Here is a 25,592-nt window from a genome sequence, read left to right as displayed (position 1 = left end):
CGGGGCTGTGCGGGACGGGACTCAAAGGGGCAGCCGTGAGGCTGGGGCTTTGAGGACGTTCACCGCGCCAGCAACGATCATACACCCATCGACCGATCCCGATCCGTTTATTCGTGCGAGTTCGGTACGCGACACCATCACATGCCGGAGCCGACAGTCGAGGCGGAGTACGACACGTTGCGCGCGGTGCGGGTTCACGAGCCGGGGATCGAGGCGGCGATCGGCGCGATGGACCCGGGACCGAACCACTTCGCGCGGCCGTTCTCCGTGCGCGAGGCGAAACGCGAGCACCGGCGGATGGTCGAGGCCCTCGAGGACGCGGGCGTCGAGGTCCGCCACCTCCACGAGGACCTCGCCGACGGCGGCGTCCTCCGGGAGTTCTTGGCGGAGGCGATAGACGTCGACGGCGGCGGTCCGGCCCCGCCGACGCGCGAGGAACTCGCGGAGAACCTCGAGGAGGCGTCGGCCTACGAGCGGCTCCAGGCCGTCCTGCTCGGGCCGACGGTCGGGCGGACCGGCGGGTCGGACGCGACGGACGAAGCTGGCGAAACGGTCGACACGAGCGTCCGCGTCGAGCGCGCGGTGACGAACCTCTACTTCCAGCGCGACTGCCAGCTCGTCGGCGACCGCGGCCCGATCCTGCCTCGGCTCGGCACCGCGACCCGGCGGCGGGAGCGACCGCTGATCGAGGCGGCGTGGCGCGCCCGCGGGGCGTCGATCGCCCACCGGACGAGCGCGACCGAGACCCTCGAGGGCGGGGACTTCCTCCCGCTCGGCGAGTTCGCGCTCGTGGGCGTCTCGGCGCTTGAGGACGGCGAGGAGACCGTCTTCCGGACCACCTACGACGGCGGACTGGAGCTGCTCGAAGCGGGCGCGGTCGGCTACGACGAGGTCGGGTTGGTCCGGCCGCCGCTCGCGGCCGACGAGCGGCTCGCCGTCGAGCACGGTACCTCCTCGCGACTGTTACACCTCGACGGCTGGCTCAACGTCGCCGCCGAGGGGCTCGCGGTCGCGCGCGAGCCGCTGATCGAGGCCGCGACCGTCGAGGTGTTCGAGCGGGCCGGCGACGGGTACGAGCGCCGGGGCGAGGAGACCGTCGCCGAGCTGCTCGACCGCCACGGCTACGAGGTCGTCGACGCGCCCTACCCGGAGCGGTGGGCGACCAACTTCCTCACCGTCTCGGACGGGACCGTCCTCCCCATCTACGAGACCGACGACGGCGAGTACGACCCCGAGGAGAACCGGACCATCGAACGGCTGAAACGCGAGGGCGTCGAGGTGTTGCCGGACGGCGAGGGACTCGACCCGGACAACCTCACGAACGGGGGCGGCGGGATCCACTGTATGACCTCGCCGATCCGGCGGTCGTGAGCCGAAGGCGGGACGGCGACGGCCGACCTCGCCGACGCTACTCCTCCAACACCGTCGCGCCCCCGCCGATCCGGGTCTGGTAGGCGCGGGCGTCGATGTCGGCGTCGGCGAACGCGTCGAGCATGGCGGCCGCGATCGCCTGTCGGTCCCCCCCACGGCAGACTGCGACGACCGCGGGGCCGGCCCCGCTCACCGTGACGCCGGTCGCACCCGCTGCGAGGGCGGCGTCGTGGACCGCGTCGTAGCCGGTGATGAGCCGGGCGCGTTCGGGCGTGACGACCGGGTCGCTCATGCCCGCGCCGACGAGCGTCGGGTCCGAGCGACACATCCCGACCGCGAGCGTTGCCGCGTTGCCGACGGTCTCGACGAGGTCGTCCATCGAGGCGGTCTCGGGGACGACCCGGCGGGCATCCCGCGTCGAGACCGCCACGTCGGGGAGACACACCACGAGGGGGACGCGGGCGTCGACGCTGTGGGTGCCGGCGGTCGTCGTGATCGTAAAGCCGCCGAGAAGCGAGGGCGCGACGTTGTCGGAGTGGGCGACGCCGGAGACGACCGCCTCGCCCTCGGCGGCGATGGGGACGAGCTCCTCGCGGGAGTACCCGCGGTCGTACAGCCGGTTGAGCGCGACCGCCGCGCCCGCGGCGCTGGCCGCCGAGGAGCCGAGCCCGGACGCCGGGCGGACGCCCTTGTCGATGTGAATGTTCGCGGGCGCGTCGAGCGCCTCGACGACCGCCCCGACGGTGTTGCCGTCGGGGTCCTCCGGGATGTACTGGGCCCCGACGCCGGTCACCTCGATGGTGGTCCGGTCGGCCCGCTCGACCGTGACGACGTCCGCGGGCCGCGAGAGCGCCGCCCCGAAGACGTCGAAGCCGCTCCCGAGGTTCGCGCTGGTTGCGGGTGCCCGTACCGTGACCATGCGGAGGCGTTGCTCCGGGGAGTCAAAAAGGAGCGGGATCGCGATCGGGGTCGAGACCGGGGGAACACGGGAGGGGACGGGATCGAGAGGACACAGCGGGGAGGTCGGGACGGACGGGGACGCGGGGAAGTCGGGACGGACGGGGACGCGACGGGGGCTACGAGTCGGCCGTCGTCCACAGCAACGGCCCGATGACCACCAGACCGATCCCGAGGAGGATGTACCACGCCGGCATGGTCGTGTATGGGGACATCGAGAATATCAGGCCGAAGGTGATGATCACCGCGGCGATCACCTTCTGTGACTTCAGCGGGAGCACCCCGAGCAGCGAGGCGACGAACGCGAGCAACAGGACGTGCCCGAGGTGATAATCGAGCAGGAACGTGTCGATGAACAGCGGCGAGAGCATCTCGTCGGGAACTGGGAGCGATTCGCGCATTAAAGTTCCGTTTCCGACGACGTCCCGATCCGCTGGAACCCCCCGAAGCCGCCGATCGGCCGGACCGTAGAGAACGGCGACCACCGATTATAAGCCTCGCCGCGAAGAGCACGGACCGTGCGACTCGTACAGGTCATGATCCCGGCGGGGAAGCGCACAGCCGTCGTACGCGCACTCGAGGAGGAAGGGGTCGACTACGTCGTCACCGACGAGACGAGCAACCGCGAGTACACGGGCGTCGCGACGTTCGCGCTACCGAAGGCGGCCGTCGAGCCCGTCCTCGAGCGGCTAGGCGAGGCCGGCATCGACGACAGGACCTACACGGTCATCGTCGCGGCCGAGACGGTCATCTCCCGGCGCTTCGAGGCGTTGAAGGCCGAGTACGCCGAGGAGTCGGACCGCGACGAGGACCGGATCTCGAGACAGGAGCTCCAGGCGAAGGCGGACGAGCTCGCCTCGGGAATGCGGACGTACATCATGATGACGGTGATATCGGCCGTGATCGCCACGGCCGGCCTGCTTTTGGACTCGCCGGCGACCGTCGTGGGGTCGATGGTGATCGCCCCGCTGATCGGACCCGCGATGTCGGCGGCCATCGGCACCGTCGTCGACGACGAGGAGATGTTCCGGCGTGGGGTTCGGATGCAATTGCTCGGCGTCATCGTCGCGATCGGGGCTGCGACGCTGTTCGCCGTGTCGCTCCGGACGTTGGGACTGGTTCCACCTGGCATCGACCCGCTCGAACTCGCCGAGGTCGCGGAGCGGCTCGCCCCGAGCGTGCTCGTGCTCGCGGTGGCGATCGGGGCCGGCGTCGCGGGGATCGTCTCGCTCATGTCGGGCATCTCAGCCACGCTCGTCGGCGTGATGATCGCGGTCGCGTTGATCCCGCCGGCGGCCGCCGTCGGCATCGGGATCGCCTTCTCGATCCCGCGGCTCGTGATCGGCGCGGGCGTGATCGTCGCGGTGAACGTGCTCTCGATCAACCTCGCAGCGCTCGTGATGTTGTGGTACGAGGGGTACCGCCCCGAGCACTGGTTCCGCGAGGACGAGGCGCAGGCGGCGCTCGTGAAACGCGTCGTCGTCCTCGTCGCCGCGATCGCGATGTTGAGCGTGTTCCTCGGCGGCGTCACCTACGACAGCTACGTCGCGTCCACCACGGAGACCGACATCCGGAACGCGGTCGGCGACGAACTGGCGGCGCTCGATCCGGAGGCCGAGCTGCTCGAACTGGAGATCGAACGCACCGGGACGATCCCGCCGCGGGAGACGGAGCGCGTGGTCGTCACGGTCGGCGCGCCGCCCGGGGTCTCGATCGACGGGGCGGCGACGACACTCGAGGGGCGGATCGACGCGGTGGCTCCCGGAGATCCGCGCGTCGAGGTCCGGCTCGTGACCGTCGACCGGGCGTGAACAGCCACGAAGTGCGCGAGTCCGAGGCGGGCGTCCGAGCCCCTCGGTCGGGGGAAAGAGCAAGTACTTTTTATTACGGTTTCCCTGTGTAGGGCAGTGACGGGCCCCACCGACCCCGACGACGACTCCATGCGAGAGGTGGTCGAGCGATCGCGAAGCGGTGCGCCCGCCGTCGGCGAGGCGGTCCGGGACCGCTTCTCGTCGGACGAGGTGTTCCAGCGGATCGTTGCCGCGGCCGACGAGGAGGTGACCTCGGGCCGGCGCGAGCTGTTCTTCAGCGGCGTCGCCGCCGGGTTGGCGATCACGATCACGTTCCTGTTGTACGTCTCGTTGACCGACGCGACCGACGGCCACCCGATATTGAGCGTCGCGTTGTACCCGTTGGGGTTCATCTACATCATCATCGGCGGCTACCAGCTGTACACGGAGAACACGCTACCGCCGGTGGCGTTGACCCTCGAGCGGCTCGCCAGCGTCCCGACGCTGTTGCGCCACTGGGGGATCGTCCTCGCGGGCAACTTCACCGGCGGCGCGGTCGGCGCGCTCGTCCTCTCGTACGGCGGCGTCTTCTCCGGCGACACCGTCGACGCCGCGATCTACGTCTCCAGTAGCGGGTTCGACGTCGGCTTCTGGCCGCTCTTTTTCAAGGCGGCGGTGGCGGGGCTGATCGTCGCCGGCGTAGTCTGGGTCGGCTTCGCCTCGACGAACTCCGTCACCCGCCTGCTCGTCGTCTACCTCGCGTTCCTCGCGATCCCGCTCGGGAACCTCTACCACGTCGTGGTCTCCTTTACGGAGGTGTTGTACCTGCTGTTCGTCGGCGCCATCGGGCTCTACGGCGGCGACGTCACCCTCTACGACGGGCTGTTCGGGTTCGTGCTCCCGGTGCTCCTCGGCAACACGGTCGGCGGCGTGGTGCTCGTCACGCTGGTCAACTACTTCCAGACCAGCGAGGAGCGGCTCGAGGAGGCGCGCTTCGAGGGGATGAACCGCCGGCTCACCGTGCCCGAGTGGCTGCTCGGCCGGGCTGCGGGGCGGTCGTACGTCCCCATCCTCGACGCCACGGAGGCGACGCTGTTCGCGAGCGAGGGCCACCGGATCATGGTCCCCATCTCGAACCCGCGGACTGACGGACCGATCGTCGAGCTCGCGAGCCGACTTGCGAGCGACCACGAGGACGGGCTCGTCCACATCGTCCACGTCGTCCAGGCCCCCGAGCGGATGTCGCTGTCGGCGGGGGCGGGCCGGATCGCCGACGTCTCCGCGGAGGGGATGACTGGCCTCCGGGAGACCGCCGAGGGCTACGACGTCGACGTGTCGACCTCGACGGTGGTCACGCACCGCTCCTTCGAGGAGGTGTTCAACATGGCCCGCCGGACCCGTCCCGAGGCGGTGCTGATGGGGTGGGGCGAGGACCAGCTCTGGAACGCCGCCCGCGCGGAGCGGCCGATAGACGAGCTCACCAACCAGCTCCCGTGTGACTTCCTCATCCTGAGCGAGACCGACCTGGACACCTCGCGGGTCCTGTTGCCCACGTCCGGCGGCCCGGACTCGCAACTGGGCGCGGAGGTGGCGAGCGTGCTCTCGCGAACCGCCGACGCCGAGGTGACGCTGTTACACGTCGTCGACGGACCGGCGGACCGCGAGCGGGGTGAGCGCTTCCTCGCCGCGTGGGCCGACGAGAACGACGTCGACGACGCCGAACGGGTCGTCGACGACGGCGGCGACGTCGAGGCGGCGATCGTCCGGGAGGCGAAAGAGCACACGCTCGTGGTCATCGGCGCGACCGAGAAGGGATTGCTCTCGCGGCTCGTCTCGAACTCGCTCCACCTCGACGTGATCCACGACGTGGACTGCTCGGTACTGCTCGCCGAGCGGCCGAGCAGTCGGTCGATCCGCGACCGGCTGTTCGGCTCCGGGCGGCGGGAGACCGGCCCGCCGAACGGGGCCGTCGAACGCGACCCGGACGGCTCGAGCGGGACGGAGGTCCGGAAGGACCGGGGCGACGACGCCGACGCGGTCGGCCCGAACGGGGTGGACGACGACCGGGAGGAGGGCGGAGAAGCCGACGACGAACCGTCGGAGCCCGCGATCGTCACCGATCACGACGACCCCGACGAGGACGAGAACGACGAGGACGACCGGCCGCCGGAGCCGGCGGTGATCACGGATCACGACGACAGGGATACGGAGGACGGAACCGACGCCGGGAACGACGGGGACAACGGAAACGACGGGGACAACGGAAACGACGGGGACAACGGAAACGACGGCGACGAGAACGACGACGCCGGGAACGACGGCGACGAGAACGACGACGCCGGGAACGACGACGAGGAACCGAGTGTCAAGTGAGCGAGGCCGACGCCGCAGGGTTCGGGAGGGGACTACTCCTCGGGGTCGCGCGTCGGGAGGTCCGGCACGAAGGCGACCGCCTCGACGGCCATCTCGAGGACGCGCTCGACGTTCTCGTCCTCGGTGACGCTCATCGTCGCGTCGACGGCCTCGGCGCGCACGGCGTCGAAGCGGTCGTGTTTGTTCGCGACGGTGAGAAGCGGGATCGACTCGTCGAAGAGCGCCCGGACCTCCTCGCGGAGCTCGAGCTGGACGTCGAGGGGGTAGCCGCAGTCGCCGGAGGGGTCGAGCACGAAGAGGACGACGTCGGCGAGGTGTTCGAGCGCGCTCACCGCCTGCCGCTCGATGTCGTTGCGCTCGTCCTCGGGTCGGTCGAGCAGGCCCGGCGTGTCGACGATCTGGTAGCGGACGTGGTCGCGCTCGAAGTGGCCGACGTGAACGCCGCGGGTCGTGAACGGGTACTCCGCGATCTCGTTCGAGGCGCGGGTGACCCGGTTGACGAACGACGACTTGCCGACGTTGGGGTAGCCGGCGACGACGATCGCGGGCTCGTCCGGCCGGATGTCGGGCAAGTCGCGCAGGTCGTCGCGGGAGTCGCCGATGTACCGGAGGTCGTCTTCGATCTGGTCCATGACGTCCGCCATGCGGGCGAACGCCTGCTTGCGGTGTTTCCGCGCGGTGTCGACGTCTGAGTTACGGATCTTCGTCGTGTACTCGTCGCGGAGCGACTCGATCCGCCGGCTCGCCCACATCACCTGCGCGAGCGCCTGTCGGAGGCGGTCGACGTCGACGATGGCGTCGGCAAGCTCGTAGTAGAACGGGTCGACGTCGAAGCCGAAGTCGGGCCAGGAGACGACCACGTTCTCGAGGTTGTCCGAGAGCACGTTTCCCGCCGTCCGCAGCATCGACTCCTGGGCCTCGTGGCCGCGCTTCGCGCGACCGGCGCGGGCTGCCCGCGAGAACGCCTTGTCGACGAGCTCCTCCGAACGGGGGGTCGTCGGGAGGCCCTCGAATATCATACCTCGGAATACCCCGCCGAGGCGTATAAACGCGTCCGTTACGAGGCTCCACGACACCGCGAGGCACGGATCGGGCGGCCGTGGACGGGAACGAGGTCGCCCCCTCGCGCTCCGTGATCGCGACGCGCGCCGCCGCGGAGGAGTAACGGTTTTCAATTACGTCTATCACGACGAGAAACGGCGAGTCGATGGGAAACGGGAGACGGGGGTCGGGAGCTGCTGACGCGGTACCGGACCACCAAACGACGCCATCCGTGTTTCTCGATCCGAGATCGAGGGGTCCCGTGCCGATCGGAACCGAGAGTGAGTAGCCGGATCCGGTTTCGTCCACGACCACAACGTATTTGTGTGTCGCCACGGTCGATGTATCTATGTCGATACATCGTCGGGAGGTGCTCACGGCGCTAGGGACGGGGACGCTCGCCGGGCTCGCCGGCTGTTCCGGGCTCACGGGTGAGGAGGAACAGAGCGCGGGCGTGGCGGGCGAAACGCTCACGCTCACGACCACGACGAGCACCTACGACACGGGACTGCTCGACGAGATCCACGGCGACTTCGAGGACATGTACGGCGTGAGCGTCGAGGCGGTCGCCCAGGGGACCGGTGCGGCCCTCGAGTCGGCGCGGAACGGCGACGCCGACGTGGTGATGGTCCACGCCCGCGGGCTCGAGGACGAGTTCATGAGCGACGGTTACGGCGTCAACCGGCGTGACCTCATGTTCAACGACTTCGTCATCGTCGGGCCGGAGGACGATCCGGCGGGGATCGAGGGGACGGAGTCGGCGACGGAGGCGCTCGTCGCCATCGCCGACGCGGAGGCCCCGTTCGTCTCGCGCGGCGACAACTCCGGGACGCACACGAAGGAGCTGAACCTCTGGGAGGAGGCAGGCGTCGACCCCGGCGGCGACTGGTACCAGGAGACGGGCACCGGGATGGGCGAGGCGCTGAACAACGCCACCCAGCAGGGCGCGTACACGCTCTCGGATCGCGGCACGTTCATCTCCCAGCGCTCGGAGATCGACCTCGTCATTCTGGTTCAGGGTCCGATCGAGGATGGCCCGGAGATCCTCTCGAACCCCTACGGGATCATGGCGGTCAACCCCGGCGTCCACGAGAACGCCAACTACGACCTCGCGATGGCGTACATCGGGTGGATCACGAGTCCCGAGGCCCAGGAGGCAATCTCGGAGTACCAGATGAACGGGGAACAGCTGTTCTTCCCCGAGGCCGTCTCGGAGGACTCGGACTTCCAGCAGTACGTTCCGGAAGGCTGGAGTAGCGAGTCGTCCGACGGGTAAGCGTGCCAGTCGAATCGGTCGTCCAGCCGGCGGCAGCCCTCGTCGGACCGGTGGTGGTCCTCACTGAGTCGGCGGTGGCTCTCGTCGACCTCCCGTTCAGGGAGGGGTACGTCTCGAGCATCGTCTACGTCTCGCTGTACGTGAGCCTCATCGCCGTCACCCTGAGCACGCTGTTCAGCGTCCCGGTGGCCATCTTCCTGGGCTTCACCGACTTCCCCGGAAAGGGACTCGTCAAGTCGGTGATCAACACGGGGATGGGGTTCCCGAGTGTGGTCGTCGGACTCCTCGTGTTGTTCGCCGTCTCCAACCAGGGCCCGCTCGGGTCGCTGGAGCTGATATTCACCAAGGAGGCGATGATCATGTCACAGTTCGTGCTCGCGACGCCGCCGATCACCGCCATCAGTCTCGCGGCCATCACGGGCGTGAGCGACGACGTCCGCGACGCCGCGCGCGTCCTCGGCGGGACGCGCCTCGACGCCGCGCTGGTCGTGCTCAAGGAGGCGCGCTACGGGATCGCGACGGCGATCCTGGCGGGGTTCGGCCGCGCCATCAGCGAGGTCGGCTCCGTGCTCATCGTCGGTGGCAACATCACGAGCTCGGACGGGATATCGAAGACGCGGACGCTGACGACCGCGATCCAGCTCGAGGCCCGCCAGGGCCAGTACGAGACGGCGATGGTGCTCGGAGGGGTCCTGGTCGCACTCGTGTTGGCGGTCAACGCCGTGGTCGTCCGCTTCGGCGACCAGGGGGTACAGCGCTGATGCTCCGCGCGACCGACGTCTGCCAGTCGTACGGGGACGACCGCGTGTTCGAGGACCTCGCGATCGACGTCGGAACCGGGGAGGTGGTCGCGATCATCGGGCCGTCGGGCGTCGGAAAGACGACCCTGCTCCGAATGCTCGCGCTTTCGCTCGAGCCCGACGAGGGCACGGTGACCTTCGACGGCACGGACGTGTGGGGCGTCGACGAGGCGAAACGGCTCGCCCTGCGACGGCGGATCGGGATGGTGTTCCAGGAGGCGAGCCTCTTCGACGCGCCGGTCGCCCGCAACGTCGAGTACGGATTACGCGTCCGGCGGTCGTGGGGCGAGCGGCTCCGCGACGAACTGCGGGCGATCGCGGGGGCGAACGGCACCCACGAGGCCGTCACGGAGGCGCTCGAGGTCGTCGGGCTGACGGAGAAGACGGGCCAGCACGCGGCGTCGCTCTCGGGCGGCGAGGCGCAGCGCGTCTCGTTCGCCCGCGCGCTGGCGTACGAGCCGGACGTCCTGCTGCTCGACGAGCCGACCTCGGATCTGGACCCGCGGAACACCGCGGTCATCGAGGACGCGATCGCCGAGGCGCGGGACCGGAACATCGGCGTCGGCGTCGCGACCCACGACATGCACCAGGCCGAGCGGGTCGCGGACCGCGTCGCAGTGCTTCTCGACGGAGGAATATCGGAGATCGGCCCGACCGAGCGGGTGTTCGAGAACCCGCGGGACCCACGGACTCGACGGTTCATCGACGGCGAGTTGGTGTACTGATCCGCCGGGAAACGACGCGCCGACTCGAGCGGCGAGTCTCCCTCGGCGTACCGCCGGAGGGATTAACTCGCCGGCCGCGGGTACTCCCGTGTGATGGGAGACGCGACCGGGAGGGGCCGCGCGACGCTCGTCGAGGGCGACGTCGAGTTCGACGGTCGCGACGCGGCCCTGCTCCGCGCGATAGCTCGAACGGGATCGGTCGCGCGGGCCTCCGCCGATCTGGGGCGCTCGCGAGCGCGCGCGCTCTCGCGGATCGACGCCCTGGAGGCCGCCTTCGGCGCCCTCGTGGAGCGCAACCGGGGCGGGAGCGGCGGCGGCGGGAGCCGGCTGACCGATCGCGGGAGCCGGGTCCTCGGCCGCTACGACCGGCTGTCGGCCGCTATCGAGGCGACCGCCGGCGTGCCGGAGACGGTCCTCGAGGGAACGGTCGCGACGGTCGACGGAGAGCTGGCCGCGGTCGAGACGCCGATCGGGACGGTGTGGGGGCTCCACGAGGGGCTGACAGCCGACGACCGCGTCCAGGTACGGATCGGCGCGGACGCCGTGGCGGTTCGTCCGGCGGGAGCAGACCGCGAGCCGACCGAGACGAGCGAGCGGAACCGACGTCGAGGGCGGGTCGAGGCGGTCGACCGCGGCGAGACGGTCCACGCGGTCCGCGTCGACGCCGGGGACGCGACGGTCCGGGCGCTCGTCACCGACGGGAGCGCGGAGCGGCTCGGGATCCGACCGGGGACGGACGTGTGGATCGCCTGGAAGGCGACCGCGACCCGGCTCGTCGAGGTGGCGGACGGGTGAGCGGGAAGCCTCCCGACCCGGTACGTTTACCCCGGTCGACGGCCCCGGGTGGGACATGAGCCTCGAAGCGACCGTCGCGGCCCCGTTCAAGCGACACGCCGCGGAGCGGCTGGGCGAGGGCGAGTTCGTCGTCGCGCTCTCGCTCGAACGCGAGTGGTTCTCGCCGGACCAGGCGAAGCGGCTCGTCGACGTGGCCGTGGGACGCGGGCTCGTCGACGAGGAGGACGGCGAGCTGGTCGCGCGCTTCGACCCCGACGAGGTCGTCGTCCCGGAAGACTTTCGGCCCGACGAGGACGTGCTGCGCGAACAGTCCACCTTCGAGACCGCCCTCGACGCGATCGTCTCCGCGGGCGTCGAAAAGCAGCGGGCGGTCGCCGGGATCAACGAGCGCCAGCGCGCGCTCGCGGTGACGATCGAGGCGGCCGCCGTCCTCTACGCGAAAGAGCAGGGCGCGCGCGTCGACCACCTCGTCGAGGACGTACGAGCGGAGCTGGCGGGGGGCGAGTGATGGTCGCGGACCGACTGACGGACGGGGTCCGGATCGGCCAGCTGTTCGCCTCCGAGGTGACCGGCGACCGCGGGCGACTCCGCGACCTCGACGTGGCGGACGCCGACCCCGACGTGGAGCCGACAGCCGACGGCGCGTTGGCGTTCCGGCTGGTCGACGTTTCCGGCGGGGACAACGCCGGCGAAACGGGTGACAGCGACGTCGTCGCGGACGTGTACGTCCAGCCGGACCGCGTGCGGATCGAGTTCCGGCGCGCGCCGGAACGGGTCGCCGACGCCGCCGGCGAGGCCGGGCTACGTGTCAGGCCGAAGGCGGTACGCCCGCCGCGGACGCTGGTGTTCGTCGAGGACGGCGCGGAAATAAAACGAGTGTTGCCCGTCCTCGAACGCGTCGTAGGCGACGAGCCGGGGAACGCGTAGCCGTTCCGGTCCCCCCGTTCGCTCCCGGCGGAGGCCGGGGGCGGGGCACCCGAGCACCGATCGATCCGAGGGAGGTCACGTCGGTTCGATCGAGACAGTCACAGAAGAAATACAGTCACGATGCTGTGAAATAAACTTATCTACCGTCGTCGGATACGCACAGTTAAGCGAGTATTAACAGTTCCATGCCGAGCGAATCCAGACACGACACCGAGAAAGACCTGCTTAACCAGCTCACCGGGCTCACGGGGCTCGGGTGGACCGCGTCGGTACTGGGGTATCTGAGCACCGTGATCGGGTACGGGAACGGTCTGATAAGTCGACTCGTCGCGGAACCGCAGTCGCTCCTGTACGTCGGGGGTGGCTTCTTCGTTCTCACGCTGGGGCTCGACCGGTTCAGGAACAGGCTCTTGGACGAACGGGGAGGTGAAGACGAACGGAAAGGCGAGGACGAACGGAAAGGCGAGGACGAACGAAACGCCGAAACGGGAGGGGAGGCGTCCGCCCCCGACGACGTTCGGGAGCGGTAGCGTCCCGATCGACGTACCGCCGAAGCCGACTCACCTTTAACTCGCGCCGAACCACAGTACGGGTGTGACCCTCGACCCCATTCACGTCGAGAACATCGCGCGGCTCGCGTACGGGATCGCGGGCGACGTGGACACGACGGACCACGAGGACCTCGCGGGGCGGGTGTGGGACGACTGGCTCACCGGGCTCCGGCGTGACGGCCGGGTCGTGATCGAGCCCGTCGCCGACCACGAGCGCCGGCGCGTATCCATCGACGACGTGGCGCTCGCGGAGCGGCCGTTCGGGACGGTACACGGGCTCGACTCCGGAACGATCAACCCGACGACGTTCAAGAACGGCCTGGTCGTCGACGTGGCCCACGCGGCGATGGCAGCCGAGCCGACCGACCTCGACCTCCACCGCGACCGGACGATCGTCGCGACGGTCCACGCCGGCGACTCGACCGCCGACTTCGACGGCGAGTGGACGGAGCGGGACGCGGGCCACACCCGCCAGCGCGTGCTCCACGCGCCGCGGGTGAACCGGTACGCCGAGGGGGTCGTCCACGCGCTCGCGCTCTACCTCGCGGAGGGCACCCACGCGCTCGACCACGCCGACGAGGTCGGGGAGCTCCTGATACTGGACGGCCCGATCTACCCCAAGGAGCTGTTCACCTGGGGGGACCGCGACCCCGAACTCGGCGAGCTCGCGCGGGAGGCGAAGCCGCGGGCGGTCGTCGAGAAGTACGTCCGGCTCGTCGAGCGGTTCGTCGAGCGCGACGTCCCCCTCGCCGGCTTCGTGAAGAACCCCTCGAGCCGGACGGTCGTGCGGGCGCTGGCCCGGAAGGGGTTCGAGTCGCCCTGGCCCGACGACACCGCGCTCTTCACCCGGCTCCTGGAACTGCGGGAGGAGGACGGGAGCGCCGGACGGGCCGGAAGCACCGGACGGAGCGGGAGCGGAGGTGGGCGGGGGGCCCGCTCCCGCCTCGACGACGACCTCACGTTCACCACCTGGTTCCACAGCCGCGGCGGCGCGGACGGGACGATGGCGGCCGACGCCGACGCGCTCGGGATCGACCGCGGGCTCGACCCCGAACTGTACGAACCCACCTTCATGGTGCTGTACGACCCGCGCACCGACGTGACCTACAAGCTGGAGGCCCCCTACGCGTTCACCCGCGACGAGGAAACGCGCGACCGGCTGACCCGGCAGGTGCTCGCGGAGGTGGCGACGACCCGGGGGCCGCCCGCTGCGGTCGGGAAGGCCGACGCGCTCGCGCGGATCGACGCCACGGAGAAGTCGGCGCTCCGCCGGAAGTTCGAGGAGCGGTTCGACAGCGACCAGCAGGCCACCTACGACGACCACCGGTGGGGGAAAGACCGGTACTGAACGGCGTGAACGCCTCCGTGGTGATCCTCGTCGAGCGACGGTTCGGATCCGGTTCCGGTCGGGACAGGTGAGTACGCTATCGATTCGCGGCGGCGCGACGGTGAGCGGTCGCCACTAGTGATCGTCAGAATCGGCAACACAGGTCGTAGGTTTTCGCTCTTAAGATTGGATCCACAGGCGCTCCCCACCGTTTGAAGCACCCGCGCCCCGAGGCCATGGTATGACGGAGAAGACGACACTCTCGGACACGACGACGAGGGCGATCGACGAGTTCATGACCGAGTGGCTCAGCGACGACCGGATTCCGGGCGCGAGTCTCGCTATCATTGATGGTGACGACCTCGCGTACGCTACGGGCTACGGGGCGCGTGAGCTGGCGTCGAATACGCCAGCGACGCCGGCGACGCTGTACGGAATCGGCTCCTGTTCGAAGTCGTTCGCCGCGTTGGGAATTATGCAACTGGCCGCCGCCGGTGAACTCACTGTCAAGGACCCCATCGACGACTACCTGCCACATCTGAGCGAGGTGCCCGGCGAGCCGGTGACGATCCACGAGCTGTTGACCCACTCGTCGGGGATGCCCAGCGACGGTAGCCTCAGCGTTTTGATCCGGCGGCTCACCGGCGCCGGCGACATCGAGGTGCCCGTCAGCGGAGGCGACGACTTCCGCCGGCACGTCGCAGGGTCAACCACAGAACGTCGGCTCGAGAACAAGAACCCGTTTTTCTACTACAACGCCGGCTACACGCTGTTGGGGCTGATCATCGAAATCGTCAGCGGCGATGATTACGCGGACTATATCCGCGAACGAATTCTAGCGCCATTGGAGATGACTCGCTCGGGGTTCACCCGTGCGGGCTTCGAGGCTGCGGCTGACCGGATGGTGCCCTACTATCGTAAAGACGACGAGACTGTTGCCGGCGAACTCGCCTTTGATGCGTCGCTGTACGCCCCAGGTGGGCTGTACAGTTCCGTTGAGGAACTAGCCACCTACCTGACAGCGATGATGCACGGCGGCGCGATCGGCGAGAGCGACCTCGTCGCCGCCGAGCAGATCGCTCGGATGCACGAGCCGCACGCGACCCGTGGAGAACTGCTCGACGGTACCGCACGCCACTACGGGTACGGGTGGGGTATCCGCTCGTATCTTGCGGACCGCCTCGTCAGCCACGGCGGGATGATGGGCACGACCACCGCCGCGATGGGGTTTCTCGAGGACGCTGAGGTGGGTGTCACGATCGGCTGTAACATTGCTTCCGAACACCGCCCGACGACAGCGATGCTTGGTGTGCTCGCGCTTCTCCGCGGTGTCGAGCCAACGCAAGTCGTCCCACAGCTTGCGCTCGACGAACAAGCCGACCCCCTACTTGGCACCTATGAGTCCTATCGAGGCATTCAGTCGGCGGTCGTCGAACGGGACGGTGCTGCCCTGACGCTGACGCTCGATGGCTACACGGGCGACCGGACACTCCAGCTCCAGCCGATCAGCCTTGCCCCCGACAACCACACGTTCCAAGCGGTCACAGCCACCGGCGAGCGAGTCTCTGTCGAGTTCGAGGTTACCGAGCCGGGAGAGGTTGACCTGTTCGTCCAGCGCTGGCGACTACACAAGACCGAGTGACTGCAGTTCGTTCCGACCGGCGTAAGGACCGCAGGAGCGAACGCAGTGAGCGACGAGAACCACAACGAGCCGCGCGAGTCCTCGCGACTGGGGCTTTGGAGGTGTTCACCTCGCCAGCAACGATCTCGTTCCTATCAAGCCGATCTCGATCGAAACAACCGTACCATTAGTAGCTCTCATCGACCGGCTGTTTCAGGTGAGAATATATCTGAAGAATCAGATTTCAACGGAATCGACGTCAACCGAGCCCTGGGGACGGGGATCCACACCCGCCATCGATACGGGCTTTTTGTTCGTTCGCCGCCACATGACAGTATGATCGGCCAGAGACCGACCGGCCGGATATCACTGCCGGGGGGAACGACGGAGCTGTTTTCGGCGTACGATCGGGTGTTCTCGGAGCTGTTCTGGTTTCTCGGCGCGCTCGCGGTCGTCTACCTCGTCGGCCGGGTCGTCGTCGTTCCGTCCGCGCTCCGGATCGTGCGGGCGCGGAACCGAAACAACCCCACGATCGAGTCCGCAGTGGAGACGTACCTCCAGGTGGCCCTGCTCGGGTTCGCGACCCTGACGGGCGTGGTCGCCGCCGGCTACGGGGACGTGCTCACCCGGTCGGCGGTCGTCATCGCGGCCATCACGTTCGTCTTCGGCATCGCGGGCCAGCAGGTGTTCGGGTCGCTCATCAGCGGGATCTTCCTCGTGGCCGATCCCGACTTCAACGTCGGCGACTGGATCGCGTGGCCGGGCGGGGAGGGGATCGTGGAGGCGGTCGACTTCCGGGTGACGCGGGTCCGGACGCCGGACAACGAGACGATCTCGGTCCCGAACACCGACCTCACGGCCAACGCGCTGACGCGGCCCTACGGCCGCGACACGTACCGGGTCACGGAACGGGTGTACGTCGCCTACGACGAGGACCTCGAGCGGGCCCTGATGGAACTCCGGCAGGTCGCGACGGACCGGGAGTCGGTCCTCGACGACCCGGCACCGAACGTGCGCGTCGTCGAACTCGGGGAGAACGCGATCACGGTCGAGGCCGAACTGTGGATCGAAGACCCCGCAAACGCGGACGTCCTGACGCTCCGATCGGACTTCCGCCGGGCGGTGAAGCGACGCTTCGACGCGGAGGACATCACGCTCGCTCCGGCCTCCGCACAGGAGCTCTCCGGCGAAGTCACGGTGACGGAGCGCGCCGCGGGCGGGTGATCCGGTCCGGGAAGCGACACGACCGCTCCGGCCTCGAACCGCGGCCGTCCCGGACCTCGCCGTCGGCGGGAGGCCGCGAGGTGGGGTTCGGGAGACCGTCACCGCGTCGACAACTCCGTAGTGCCGCTTCGAGACGACGACTGGCCGGAGCGACGGACTAATTAACACGCGCACGGACGTCGGATCGAATGCTCGATCCGCCCTCCGCTGCGCAGGTGACGACCGACGAGATCCTTCCGGGCGTCGTCGTGGCCCGGGACGAGCTGTGGCTCCTGTTCGCCCTCGTGGTCCTCTGGGCGACGGTCGGTCGATGGCTGTACCGCGACGCCAGATCCAGGGGAAACGAGTGGGCCTGGCAGTGGGGGTTCGGGACGCCACTGACGGTGGTGGCGGGCATCGACGTGATGCTTCTGGTGGTCGTCATCTACCTCCTGCTCCGGGATTCGGAGTAGTTCGCGATCGACTCGTGGAAGCCACGGAAGCCCACGAGTGACGGAAAAGGGACCGGAAAGGGACCGAAAGTCGATTCGATGGACCCACAGTTCACCGAGCCCTCCGGCTACCGACGGTCCCACAGCGTCTCGACGCGTTCCTCGAGGGAGTCCAGAACGAGACGACACACGTCCCGATGGTCGTCCGGCCACCGGCCGTCCTCCGCGTCGATACGACCGGCAGTCGGCGGCGGGTGGAAGTGGTCCCGCGAGTTGTGTACGTTCGGATGGCGGTCCCATCGGCACTGCCACGCGCCGTCCCGCCACACCTCCTGGTAGTGGACGGAGAAGTCGTCGTTGCGGTACCAGCGGATCTCGAAGCGTGCGGACACCTCGTTGGGGTAGTAGTCTCCCGACAGCTCGACGCGGAGGTGGAATCCGCCCTCCTCGACGATCGTCGCGGACTCGACCGTTCGGCTTCCGGCGAACCGGGAACCCATCCGCTCCATCACCGACCGGTCTATCGGCGCGGGACTCGCGCCGTCGTCCGCCGGAACCATGTTAGCCGTACGACGACGCCGCGGGACCGGCGGCATCCCTCCGGGCGCGCTCGTGGAGACGACGCTCCTCGATGGCGGTAGCCCAGTCGCCGAGGTCCGCGTAGACGTCGTCGATCCGTTCCGCGTCGAACTCGAGGACGTGGACGTCGGCGGGCGAGTCGGCGTCGTACTCGGCACGGTACGACTCGATCCGGTCGGTCAGCTCCGACACACGAGCCTGTAGCTCGTCGACGGTATGCCTCCGCGCCAGTTCGTTCACCCGTCGCCACTCGAAGTAGTCGTCGTTGCGCTCGTACCCGGCCGGCCGACCCTCGTGGCGGACGACGATGCCGAGCTCGGCGTAGAAGGACAGGTGCGTCCGCGCCGACTCCGTCGAGCAGTCCGCCCGGTCGGCGATCTCCGCGGCCGTCATCGGCTCTCTGGCGTGAAGCACCGCACCGTACACGCGTTGCTTCGTGTCCTCGTCCTCGAACGGCCTCTCGAACGGCGGTGGACCGTCGCGGTGGGTATCGTCCGCCATACGTCGCGTGACGGGATTAGCACATATATTTCTTTTTCTAGTCGAAATATATTGGCAGGGTCGAACGCCCGTCCCGGTCGTTGACACGGGTTCGACGAACCCGCCTCAAACCGCGTTCGCGAGCAACACCGCGTAGATCGCGGCGTTGTACACGCCGTGGGCGAGCCCGGGCACCAACACGTTCCCGGTCCGCTCGTAGAGGTACCCGAGCACGCACCCCAACAGGATCACGACCGCGACGTACGCCCACCGCTCGACAGCCGTCCCCTGGATCCCCGAGAGGTGGACGAGCCCGAAGAGGACGCTCGCGAGCAGGATCGCGGGAGGCGCGTCGAACGCCCGGCGGAGCCCGCCCTGAACGACCCCCCGGAAGAGGACCTCCTCGACGGGGCCGACGACGAACAGCGAGACGGCGACCATCGCGAGGTAGTAGCCGACGGGGTCGCCGGCGGGCACGACCGCCTGGTTCTGCCCGGTCGAGAGTCCGACCTCCCGGAGGGCGAAAAGCGAGCTGTACTGGAGCCCCAAGAGGAGGATCCCCGCGCCGAAGACGATCCCGACCTCCCGGAGCGACGGCCGCGAGAACCGGAGGAGGTCCCGCTGGTCGGTGAACACGAGATAGCCGGCCACGGCCACGAGGAAGCCCGCGAACTGGCCGAGCGTCCGGAGGAGTTGCCACCCGTTTCCGCCGTCGGCGACGAGGCCGAGCCGGACCGCGAGGTCGGCGAACGGCGTGGCGAGCGCGCTCGCGACGACGAGCGCGAACACGATCGCGAAGACGGCGCTCGCGACGCGGAGGGCGGCGTCGACCGGCGCGGGGAGCTCCTCGGTCATCGTCGGCGCTAGGCGACGCGGCGTGTTAGTCGATCCGGAACTCGCGCTTGTCGGCGACCGCCGCTGTTTCGGCGAACTCACCGCCGCCGAGCAGGCCGCGGGCCGCCCGCTTCCCCCACTCGACGGCCGGCTGGGTGAACGTCGAGACACTCGCCAGTTCGCCGTAGAGCACGCAGGCGGCCTCCATCCCGTACAGCAGTTCGCCGAGCGCGCGCTCGTCCACGCGGTCGACCTCGACCCGGACGTTCGGCACGTCGGCGGCTGTGAGGCTCGCCTCCGTCGCCTCGAACTCCGCGTCGAGGAGGTCGCCGAGCGACGAGCCGCCGAGGTAGGAGAGCCCCTCCAGGTCGGTCTCGGGGACCGGCACGTCGGCGCGATCGGTCGGCCGGACGAGCGTGACGAGCTTGTCCGGCGGCCCCGCGCGATAGAGCTGGAGCTGTGAGTGCTGGTCGGTCGCGCCGAGCGCGCGGGCGGGCGTCTGCCCGATCCCGTCCTTCCCGAGACTTTCGGCCCACAGCTGGGCGAACCACTCCGCGAACGTCTCCAGCGACTCCGCGTAGGGCATGAACGCGTTCGTGAGCGCCCCCCGCTCCGCGAGCGCGTAGGTCGTCGCGCCGTAGGCGTACGCCGGCGACTCGAAGAGCGACCCGGAGAGCGCGTCCATCCCCTCTCGTCCCCCTTCGAGCACCGCCTCGACGTCGTGGCCCTGGAGGGCGGCGACCGCGAGCCCGACCGTCGAGAGCACGGAGAAGCGGCCCGGGACCCCCTTGGGGACGTCGAGCGCGGGGAGGTCGTGGGTCTCCGCGAGCTGTCGGAGGTTTCCCTCCTCGCCGGTCGTGACGAGCGTGCGCTCGGTCCAGTCGACGCCCGCCGCGTCCATCGCCTCGCGGACGACGAGGAAGTTCGCGAGCGTCTCGGCGGTCGTCCCCGACCGGGAGACCACGTTGACGACGACCTCCTCCAGCGGGAGGTCGGCGAGTAGGCCGTCGACGTGGTCGGGGTCGACGTTGTCGAGGAAGTACGCGTCCACGTCGCTCTCGAGCGCGTCCGCGAGCGTCGCCGCGCCGAGCGCGCTCCCGCCGATCCCGACGGTCAGGACCGCAACCGGGTCTTCGAAGGGGGCGACCGCCTCGCGGATCGCCGTCGGGTCGGCCGTCTCGGGCAGGGACAGCGAGGCGTAGCCGAACTCGTCGGTCTCCATCCCCCGGGCGATCCGGTCGTGGGCGTCCGCGACGCGGTCGTCGAGCCGGTCGAGGGTCTCCTCCGTGAGCCCCGGTTGGGTGCCGAGCGCGTTACCGATGTCTACGTTCATACGGGAGGCAGGACGCGGCGGTCCATAAGCGTGGGCCGTTCGAGAGGCCCCGTTCGACGGGACGAGTCCTCGACTGCGGGGAGGCCCCGGTCAATCCGTCGGGATCGCCGACTCTCCCTCCTCGAGGGCGGGACGACCGAACCACCGGTCGAACGAGAGGGGGCCCGACCCGAGCGTGAACACGGCCGAGGCCAACCCGAACAGCGCGACGTGTGCCAACACGGGGTCGTCCGGGAGCCCGAACAGCGTGGTCGTAAAGAGGACGAACGAGACCGCGGCCGCGCCGCGGGTGAAGAAGCCGGCGACCAGCGCCAGCCCGACCACGACCTCCGAGACGCCCGCGCCGACGACCCAGAGCCCGGGGTCGACCGGGACGACCGCGGTCAGGTCGTACTTCTCGACGACGAGCAGGGCCCGTCCCGGATCGGCGAGCTTCTCGATCAGCCCGAGGTAGACGAACGTCACGCCCATGCCGACGCGGAGGAGCGTCGGGACGTACTCGCGGAGCGCGGCCATCGAGTCGTCGAGGAACGCCTTCAGGTGGTGGACCGGGTCGATCCGCCCGTAGTAGGTGTCGGGCGTGCTCGCGACCGCCAACAGCATGTCGTCCGCGCTCGGGCGACCGCCGCCGACGACGAGCAACGCGAGCAGGATCGGGACGTACTCCATCGCGATGACGACCCCCGGGTCGACGGCGACCAGAACCCACCCGAACGTCAGCAGGCCGACCGCGGAGACGATCCGGGTCGCGAGCCCGAAGAGGACACAGAACCCGATCCCGATGAAGAGCGCTCTGAGCAGGAGGCTCGCGGAGGGATCGAACGATAGGGTCGGCGCGAACAGGTACCCCTGGAAGCCGGCCCCAACGAGCGGAAGTCCGATCGAGAGCCGCAACATCCACGGGACCAGGTCGCCGTAGCTGACGAGCTTCTCCCGGAGGACGACCACGTCGCGGATCGTCGGCCGCACCCAGAGGTACGCCGCGATCCCGGCGACCACGACGGCGCCGGATACGCCGAACACCACAGCGTTGAACGGGTCCGAGAGGACCTCCACCAGAAACGTGACCGCGTCGATCGGGTCCCCGGAGTCCTCGGTGACGTAGTCCACGTGGGCGGCCACCGGGTGGACGGCGACCGTCGCGAGCGACGCGAGCGCCACGGACACGAGCGCCGCCACGGACGCGACCGTCAGGATGACGGGGGTCCCGGTCGATCGGTTGGGCATGATCCGGATACGTCCCCTGGACACCTAACGGTGTTCGTCGGGTCCACCCGGACAGCGTCGCTCCGACCCTATTCGTCCGCCTCGGATCCGCGCCCGCCCTCGTCACCGGCGTCGAAGACGTCGCGGTACACCCGGCCGAAGGCGTTGCGTCGGAGGGTGCTCGCTGCCGCGTCGGGGCGGTCCTGGAACGTCGTCGCGACCACGGTCCCCGCGAACGGGACCGGGTGCCACGCGACCCGATCGACGTGCTCGGAGCCGAGTTCGACGACGGCGTCGGGGTCGAACTCGCTCGCTTCGAGCCACCCGTCGAACTCGTCGCGGTCGGCGAGGTGGACGACGAGCAGTTCGGCGAAGGCGGCGTCGCGGGCGGTCTCGACCACGGCCGGGGTGACCCGCTCCGCGTACTCGTCGGCGTCGAACTCCATCGCCTTGGCCGTCTCCCGAACGATCACCCGCGCAGCCGAGCCGACGGCCTCGTAGCGGTCGATCGCCTCCTCGCGGGTCGTCGGCGCGAACACGCCCCTCGTCTCCATGCGTGGTCGTTGCCGGCGAGCGAAAAGACCGTTCGGGTACGCGGACGGATCACGCGTGCGTACTATCTGGAGGGATCGTCGCCGGAGGAGCCGTCACTGGGGGAGCCGTCGTCCGACTCGGGCGTCCCGTCGTTTTCGTCTTCCTCGCCCTCGTCCTCGTACATCCGGCGCGTCAGGTCGCGCGCCTCTCGGAGGGCGGCCGCCGTTTCGGGGTCGGTCGTCCCGGCTCCGGAGATCGGCGTACCGCCGTGTCTGCCGTCATCGTGAGGGTGGTCGTGGCCACTGCCCATCCCCGGATCGAGGTCCGGTCGACCCCGGTCGGTCGTGTCCTCGAACACCTCGTGGTACTCGGCGGGCTCGGCGTGGTCGACGACGTCCTCGGCGAGGCCCGCGGGGTCGGCCGTCTCCCAGCCCGGGGCGTGGTCGTCGAGCCACGCCTCGTGGTCGTCGCCGTGGAGCATCGCCGTGAACGCGAGGTGGTGAGCGAGGTGCTCGCCGTCGCGTTGCGGGGTCGCACACACCGGACACGCGTATCCCATCGTGGCCCCGACTACGGACGTGAGCCGTATATCGGCGTCGGAACGGCGGGCACGGCATCGTTCCGGTTCAGGTCGCCCTCGACGTCGATCCGATCGATACCCGATGACGCGGATCGACTCGAAACGGGGGTGACGGGGAGCCACGACGCCGCTATAACAGCAACTTTATCACTCGCACGGGGCGAAAATTCGGGTAAGACTGCTCCGTTAGGAGGGAACACAGTGACCCAAGCCAACACACAACCGGAGGTGAACATCGGTCTCGTCGGTCACGTCGACCACGGGAAGACGACGCTCGTCCAGGCGTTGTCCGGCTCGTGGACCGACCAGCACAGCGAGGAAATGAAACGCGGGATCTCGATCCGGCTCGGGTACGCGGACGCGACGTTCCGCCGCTGTCCCGGCGTCGACGAGCCCGAGTGTTACACGACGGACGAGGAGTGCCCCGACGGCTCCGAAAGCGAGCCGCTACGGACCGTGTCGTTCGTGGACGCCCCCGGACACGAGACGCTGATGGCGACGATGCTCTCGGGCGCGTCGATCATGGACGGGGCGGTCCTCGTCGTGAGCGCGACCGAGGACGTGCCGCAGGCACAGACCGAGGAACACCTGATGGCGCTCGACCTCATCGGGATCGAGAACATCGTGGTCGCCCAGAACAAGGTCGACCTCGTCGACCGCGACCGCGCGGTGAACAACTACGAACAGATCCGGGAGTTCATCGACGGGACCGTCGCGGAGGGCGCGCCGATCGTCCCGGTCTCGGCGGGCCAGGAGGTCAACCTGGACCTCCTCATCCAGGCGATCGAGACGGAGATCCCGACCCCGGAGCGCGACCCCGACGAGGACGCCCGGATGTTCGCGGCCCGGTCGTTCGACATCAACCGCCCCGGCGCGACCGCCGCGGAACTCAAAGGCGGCGTCGTCGGCGGCTCGCTCGTCCAGGGTGAGCTGTCGGTCGGCGACGGGCTCGAGATCCGCCCCGGCCGCGAGGTCGAAGAGGAGGGACAGACGGAGTGGCGAGCCCTCGAGACGTCGATCCGGTCGCTTCAGGCCGGCGAGCAGGGCGTCGAGTCCGCGAAACCGGGCGGTCTGCTCGGCGTCGGGACGGGACTCGACCCCAGCCTGACGAAGGGCGACGCGCTCGCCGGACAGGTCGCCGGCGAGCCCGGGACGCTCCCGCCGACCCGACACGAGTTCGAGATGCAGGTCGACCTCCTCGACCGCGTCGTCGGCGGGGAGGACGACGAGAGCGGCGACAGCGACATCGAGGAGATATCGACCGGCGAGCCCCTCATGTTGACCGTCGGCACCGCGACCACCGTCGGCGCGGTGACGAGCGCGCGCGACGGCGAGTGCGAGGTCCGCCTCAAGCGCCCGGTGTGTGCCGAGGAGGGCGCACAGATCGCGATCAACCGTCGCGTCGGCGCGCGGTGGCGGCTGATCGGCGTCGGGACGCTGTCGTAGCGTGACCGACGAGGACCCCGACATCGACGACCGCCCCGACGACGACCGCCCCGTCGTCGCGCTCGACGCGAGCGCGCTGATGGCCCCGGTCGAGGCGAACGTGCGGCTGTTCGAGGAGCTCGACCGGCTCCTCGGGAGCTACGACCCGGTCGTGCCGTCCGCGGTCGTCGACGAGCTCGTCGAGCTCGGATCGGGGGCAGGGAAGGCGGCGACCGCGGCGAGCGTCGGCGCGGACCTCGCGGACCGGGCCCGGACGATCGAGGTCGACGGGGCGTACGGCGACGACGCGCTCGTCGATCTCGCGCGGGCGGGTCGGGTCGCGTACGTGGTCACGCTCGACCGGCCGCTCGTGGAACGGGTACTGGACGCGGACACACCGGTAATCTGTTTACGGGGGCGGAACACACTCACGGTAACGGACCCGTAGCTGAAGCGGGCTGGACGGCCACCGACATCGTCGAGAAACCGGGATCGACGGTGGCGGCGGCTCGCGGGCGGAGACGAACCGGCCGACGGAAACGACGGACGCGACACGCGCGATCGGACGACACACGCGATCACAGACACAACCCACGCACATGTACAAACGAGTTCGACTCAAGGACACGGTCGAGGTCCCGCCGGAGCACCTGGCGGACGTCACCGACGAGCGGGTGAAGGCCCTGCTCCAGGACAAGCTGGAAGGACGAATGGACGAGGACGTCGGTAGCGTCGTGAGCGTCATCGAGGTCCACGACATCGGGGAGGGGGCGGTCCTCCACAACCGCCCCGGCGTCTACTACGAGGCCGAGTTCGACGCGCTCACGTTCGACCCCGACATGCAGGAGGTCGTCGACGGGACGGTCGTCGAGACGGTCGAGTTCGGCGCGTTCGTCGGAATCGGACCGGTCGACGGCCTGCTCCACGTCTCGCAGATCACGGACGAGTACCTCACCTTCGACGGGGCGAACCAGCAGCTCGCCTCCTCGGACTCCGATAAGAGCCTCGGCGTCGACGACGCGGTCCGGGTGCGGGTCGTCACGAAGAGCGTCGACGAGCGGAACCCCCGCGATTCGAAGATCGGGCTCACCGCCAAACAGCCGGGGCTCGGCAAGCACGACTGGCTCGAGAGCGACCGTCGCCGGCGAGCCGAGGCCGGCGCGACCGGGGAGGACGACTGATGGCGGAGGATCGGCTCGCCTGCCGCGAGTGCCACTACGTCAACGACCCGGACGCACAGACCTGCGAGCTCTGTGGGTCCTCCTCGTTGACGGAGGACTGGGCCGGCTACGTCATCGTCACGAACCCCGAGGAGAGCCAGATCGCCGAGGAGATGAACGTCTCGAAGTCGGGATCGTACGCGCTGAAGGTCAGATAGCCGCCGTTACCTGGCTACCGCACCACCACACGAT

28 protein-coding genes are annotated in these 25,592 nt (G+C 69.3%); 18 read left to right on the top strand and 10 right to left on the bottom strand.

Going from position 1 to position 25,592, the window contains the following annotated elements; all coding sequences use genetic code 11:
• Positions 1 to 141: 141 nt before the first annotated feature.
• Entirely contained in the window at positions 142 to 1,371 is a 1,230-nt protein-coding gene (locus tag DQW50_RS10835; protein ID WP_112079293.1) for an arginine deiminase family protein, read from the top strand.
• 37 nt (positions 1,372 to 1,408) lie between these two features.
• On the opposite strand, the gene DQW50_RS10830 is transcribed toward DQW50_RS10835, so the two are convergent.
• Both DQW50_RS10830 and DQW50_RS10825 read right to left on the bottom strand, forming a co-directional pair.
• Positions 1,409 to 2,290, bottom strand: a complete 882-nt coding sequence (locus tag DQW50_RS10830) for a homoserine kinase (protein ID WP_112079292.1) — start codon at positions 2,288 to 2,290, stop codon at positions 1,409 to 1,411.
• Positions 2,291 to 2,447: 157 nt separating this feature from the next.
• On the bottom strand, positions 2,448 to 2,699 hold the full coding sequence (locus DQW50_RS10825; RefSeq protein WP_112079291.1) for a hypothetical protein: 252 nt from the start codon (positions 2,697 to 2,699) through the stop codon (positions 2,448 to 2,450).
• 147 nt (positions 2,700 to 2,846) lie between these two features.
• Here DQW50_RS10825 and DQW50_RS10820 point away from each other — a divergent pair, with 147 nt between their 5' ends.
• Together DQW50_RS10820 and DQW50_RS10815 are read left to right on the top strand one after the other, a co-directional pair.
• The gene (locus DQW50_RS10820; protein WP_321169401.1) at positions 2,847 to 4,139 is read left to right on the top strand and encodes a TIGR00341 family protein; all 1,293 of its coding nucleotides are present in this window, start codon (positions 2,847 to 2,849) and stop codon (positions 4,137 to 4,139) included.
• A 129-nt stretch (positions 4,140 to 4,268) separates the two neighbouring features.
• Positions 4,269 to 6,491 (top strand): formate/nitrite transporter family protein, encoded by a 2,223-nt coding sequence (locus DQW50_RS10815; RefSeq protein WP_112079324.1) that lies wholly within the window; start codon positions 4,269 to 4,271, stop codon positions 6,489 to 6,491.
• Between the two features lie 32 nt (positions 6,492 to 6,523).
• On the opposite strand, the gene DQW50_RS10810 is transcribed toward DQW50_RS10815, so the two are convergent.
• Positions 6,524 to 7,510, bottom strand: a complete 987-nt coding sequence (locus DQW50_RS10810; RefSeq protein ID WP_112079290.1) for a GTPase — start codon at positions 7,508 to 7,510, stop codon at positions 6,524 to 6,526.
• Between the two features lie 371 nt (positions 7,511 to 7,881).
• Here DQW50_RS10810 and DQW50_RS10805 point away from each other — a divergent pair, with 371 nt between their 5' ends.
• The 11 genes from DQW50_RS10805 to DQW50_RS10755 all read left to right on the top strand — a co-directional run bounded on the left by DQW50_RS10805 (position 7,882) and on the right by DQW50_RS10755 (position 17,230).
• On the top strand, positions 7,882 to 8,808 hold the full coding sequence (locus DQW50_RS10805) for a substrate-binding domain-containing protein (protein WP_112079289.1): 927 nt from the start codon (positions 7,882 to 7,884) through the stop codon (positions 8,806 to 8,808).
• A 74-nt stretch (positions 8,809 to 8,882) separates the two neighbouring features.
• Positions 8,883 to 9,569, top strand: coding sequence for an ABC transporter permease (locus DQW50_RS10800; RefSeq protein WP_112079323.1), 687 nt, complete (start codon positions 8,883 to 8,885; stop codon positions 9,567 to 9,569).
• Complete coding sequence (locus tag DQW50_RS10795; protein WP_112079288.1) at positions 9,569 to 10,333, top strand: amino acid ABC transporter ATP-binding protein; 765 nt, start codon at positions 9,569 to 9,571, stop codon at positions 10,331 to 10,333. Before DQW50_RS10800 ends, DQW50_RS10795 begins: the two co-directional genes overlap by 1 nt.
• A 93-nt stretch (positions 10,334 to 10,426) precedes the next feature.
• Positions 10,427 to 11,128 (top strand): TOBE domain-containing protein, encoded by a 702-nt coding sequence (locus DQW50_RS10790; RefSeq protein ID WP_112079287.1) that lies wholly within the window; start codon positions 10,427 to 10,429, stop codon positions 11,126 to 11,128.
• A gap of 55 nt (positions 11,129 to 11,183) precedes the next feature.
• A complete protein-coding gene (locus tag DQW50_RS10785) occupies positions 11,184 to 11,636 on the top strand; it encodes a DUF2240 family protein (RefSeq protein WP_112079286.1) in 453 nt (150 codons plus the stop codon).
• Positions 11,636 to 12,055 (top strand): hypothetical protein, encoded by a 420-nt coding sequence (locus tag DQW50_RS10780; RefSeq protein ID WP_112079285.1) that lies wholly within the window; start codon positions 11,636 to 11,638, stop codon positions 12,053 to 12,055. Before DQW50_RS10785 ends, DQW50_RS10780 begins: the two co-directional genes overlap by 1 nt.
• 185 nt (positions 12,056 to 12,240) lie before the next feature.
• A complete protein-coding gene (locus tag DQW50_RS10775) occupies positions 12,241 to 12,585 on the top strand; it encodes a hypothetical protein (RefSeq protein ID WP_112079284.1) in 345 nt (114 codons plus the stop codon).
• A gap of 64 nt (positions 12,586 to 12,649) precedes the next feature.
• Complete coding sequence (locus DQW50_RS10770) at positions 12,650 to 13,954, top strand: DNA double-strand break repair nuclease NurA (RefSeq protein ID WP_112079283.1); 1,305 nt, start codon at positions 12,650 to 12,652, stop codon at positions 13,952 to 13,954.
• Positions 13,955 to 14,174: 220 nt separating this feature from the next.
• Positions 14,175 to 15,575 (top strand): serine hydrolase, encoded by a 1,401-nt coding sequence (locus DQW50_RS10765; RefSeq protein WP_112079282.1) that lies wholly within the window; start codon positions 14,175 to 14,177, stop codon positions 15,573 to 15,575.
• Positions 15,576 to 15,890: 315 nt separating this feature from the next.
• Positions 15,891 to 16,778 carry a mechanosensitive ion channel family protein gene (locus DQW50_RS10760; RefSeq protein ID WP_112079281.1) on the top strand — a complete coding sequence of 296 codons (888 nt, stop codon included), beginning with the start codon at positions 15,891 to 15,893 and terminating at the stop codon, positions 16,776 to 16,778.
• 188 nt (positions 16,779 to 16,966) lie between these two features.
• Entirely contained in the window at positions 16,967 to 17,230 is a 264-nt protein-coding gene (locus tag DQW50_RS10755) for a hypothetical protein (protein WP_112079280.1), read from the top strand.
• Positions 17,231 to 17,337: 107 nt separating this feature from the next.
• On the opposite strand, the gene DQW50_RS10750 is transcribed toward DQW50_RS10755, so the two are convergent.
• The 7 genes from DQW50_RS10750 to DQW50_RS10720 all read right to left on the bottom strand — a co-directional run bounded on the left by DQW50_RS10750 (position 17,338) and on the right by DQW50_RS10720 (position 22,734).
• The gene (locus DQW50_RS10750) at positions 17,338 to 17,709 is read right to left on the bottom strand and encodes a hypothetical protein (RefSeq protein WP_394338589.1); all 372 of its coding nucleotides are present in this window, start codon (positions 17,707 to 17,709) and stop codon (positions 17,338 to 17,340) included.
• Positions 17,710 to 17,770: 61 nt separating this feature from the next.
• Positions 17,771 to 18,289, bottom strand: coding sequence for a transcriptional regulator (locus tag DQW50_RS10745; RefSeq protein WP_112079278.1), 519 nt, complete (start codon positions 18,287 to 18,289; stop codon positions 17,771 to 17,773).
• 105 nt (positions 18,290 to 18,394) lie between these two features.
• Entirely contained in the window at positions 18,395 to 19,123 is a 729-nt protein-coding gene (locus DQW50_RS10740) for a CPBP family intramembrane glutamic endopeptidase (RefSeq protein WP_112079277.1), read from the bottom strand.
• Positions 19,124 to 19,148: 25 nt separating this feature from the next.
• Positions 19,149 to 20,435 (bottom strand): glucose-6-phosphate isomerase, encoded by a 1,287-nt coding sequence (locus DQW50_RS10735; protein ID WP_112079276.1) that lies wholly within the window; start codon positions 20,433 to 20,435, stop codon positions 19,149 to 19,151.
• A 90-nt stretch (positions 20,436 to 20,525) separates the two neighbouring features.
• On the bottom strand, positions 20,526 to 21,662 hold the full coding sequence (locus DQW50_RS10730) for a DoxX family protein (RefSeq protein ID WP_394338588.1): 1,137 nt from the start codon (positions 21,660 to 21,662) through the stop codon (positions 20,526 to 20,528).
• Positions 21,663 to 21,730: 68 nt separating this feature from the next.
• A complete protein-coding gene (locus DQW50_RS10725; protein WP_112079275.1) occupies positions 21,731 to 22,195 on the bottom strand; it encodes a DUF5809 family protein in 465 nt (154 codons plus the stop codon).
• Between the two features lie 62 nt (positions 22,196 to 22,257).
• Positions 22,258 to 22,734, bottom strand: a complete 477-nt coding sequence (locus DQW50_RS10720; RefSeq protein ID WP_112079274.1) for a DUF5810 domain-containing protein — start codon at positions 22,732 to 22,734, stop codon at positions 22,258 to 22,260.
• A 222-nt stretch (positions 22,735 to 22,956) separates the two neighbouring features.
• Here DQW50_RS10720 and DQW50_RS10715 point away from each other — a divergent pair, with 222 nt between their 5' ends.
• From DQW50_RS10715 to spt4, 4 genes are all read left to right on the top strand, one after another.
• Positions 22,957 to 24,201, top strand: coding sequence for a translation initiation factor IF-2 subunit gamma (locus DQW50_RS10715; protein WP_112079273.1), 1,245 nt, complete (start codon positions 22,957 to 22,959; stop codon positions 24,199 to 24,201).
• A 1-nt stretch (position 24,202) separates the two neighbouring features.
• Positions 24,203 to 24,628 (top strand): twitching motility protein PilT, encoded by a 426-nt coding sequence (locus tag DQW50_RS10710; protein ID WP_157964859.1) that lies wholly within the window; start codon positions 24,203 to 24,205, stop codon positions 24,626 to 24,628.
• A 151-nt stretch (positions 24,629 to 24,779) separates the two neighbouring features.
• Positions 24,780 to 25,361 carry a DNA-directed RNA polymerase gene (locus DQW50_RS10705; protein ID WP_112079272.1) on the top strand — a complete coding sequence of 194 codons (582 nt, stop codon included), beginning with the start codon at positions 24,780 to 24,782 and terminating at the stop codon, positions 25,359 to 25,361.
• A complete protein-coding gene (gene spt4, locus DQW50_RS10700) occupies positions 25,361 to 25,558 on the top strand; it encodes a transcription elongation factor subunit Spt4 (RefSeq protein ID WP_112079271.1) in 198 nt (65 codons plus the stop codon). The genes DQW50_RS10705 and spt4 overlap by 1 nt, the downstream gene beginning before the upstream one ends.
• Positions 25,559 to 25,592: the final 34 nt, after the last annotated feature.

Origin of the sequence: Halorubrum sp. 48-1-W, assembly GCF_003287355.1 — an archaeon.
In the GTDB taxonomy this organism is placed as follows: Archaea; Halobacteriota; Halobacteria; order Halobacteriales; family Haloferacaceae; genus Halorubrum.
The sequence above is the reverse complement of the archived record's forward strand: the minus strand, read 5'-3'. Positions and strand labels throughout refer to the sequence as shown.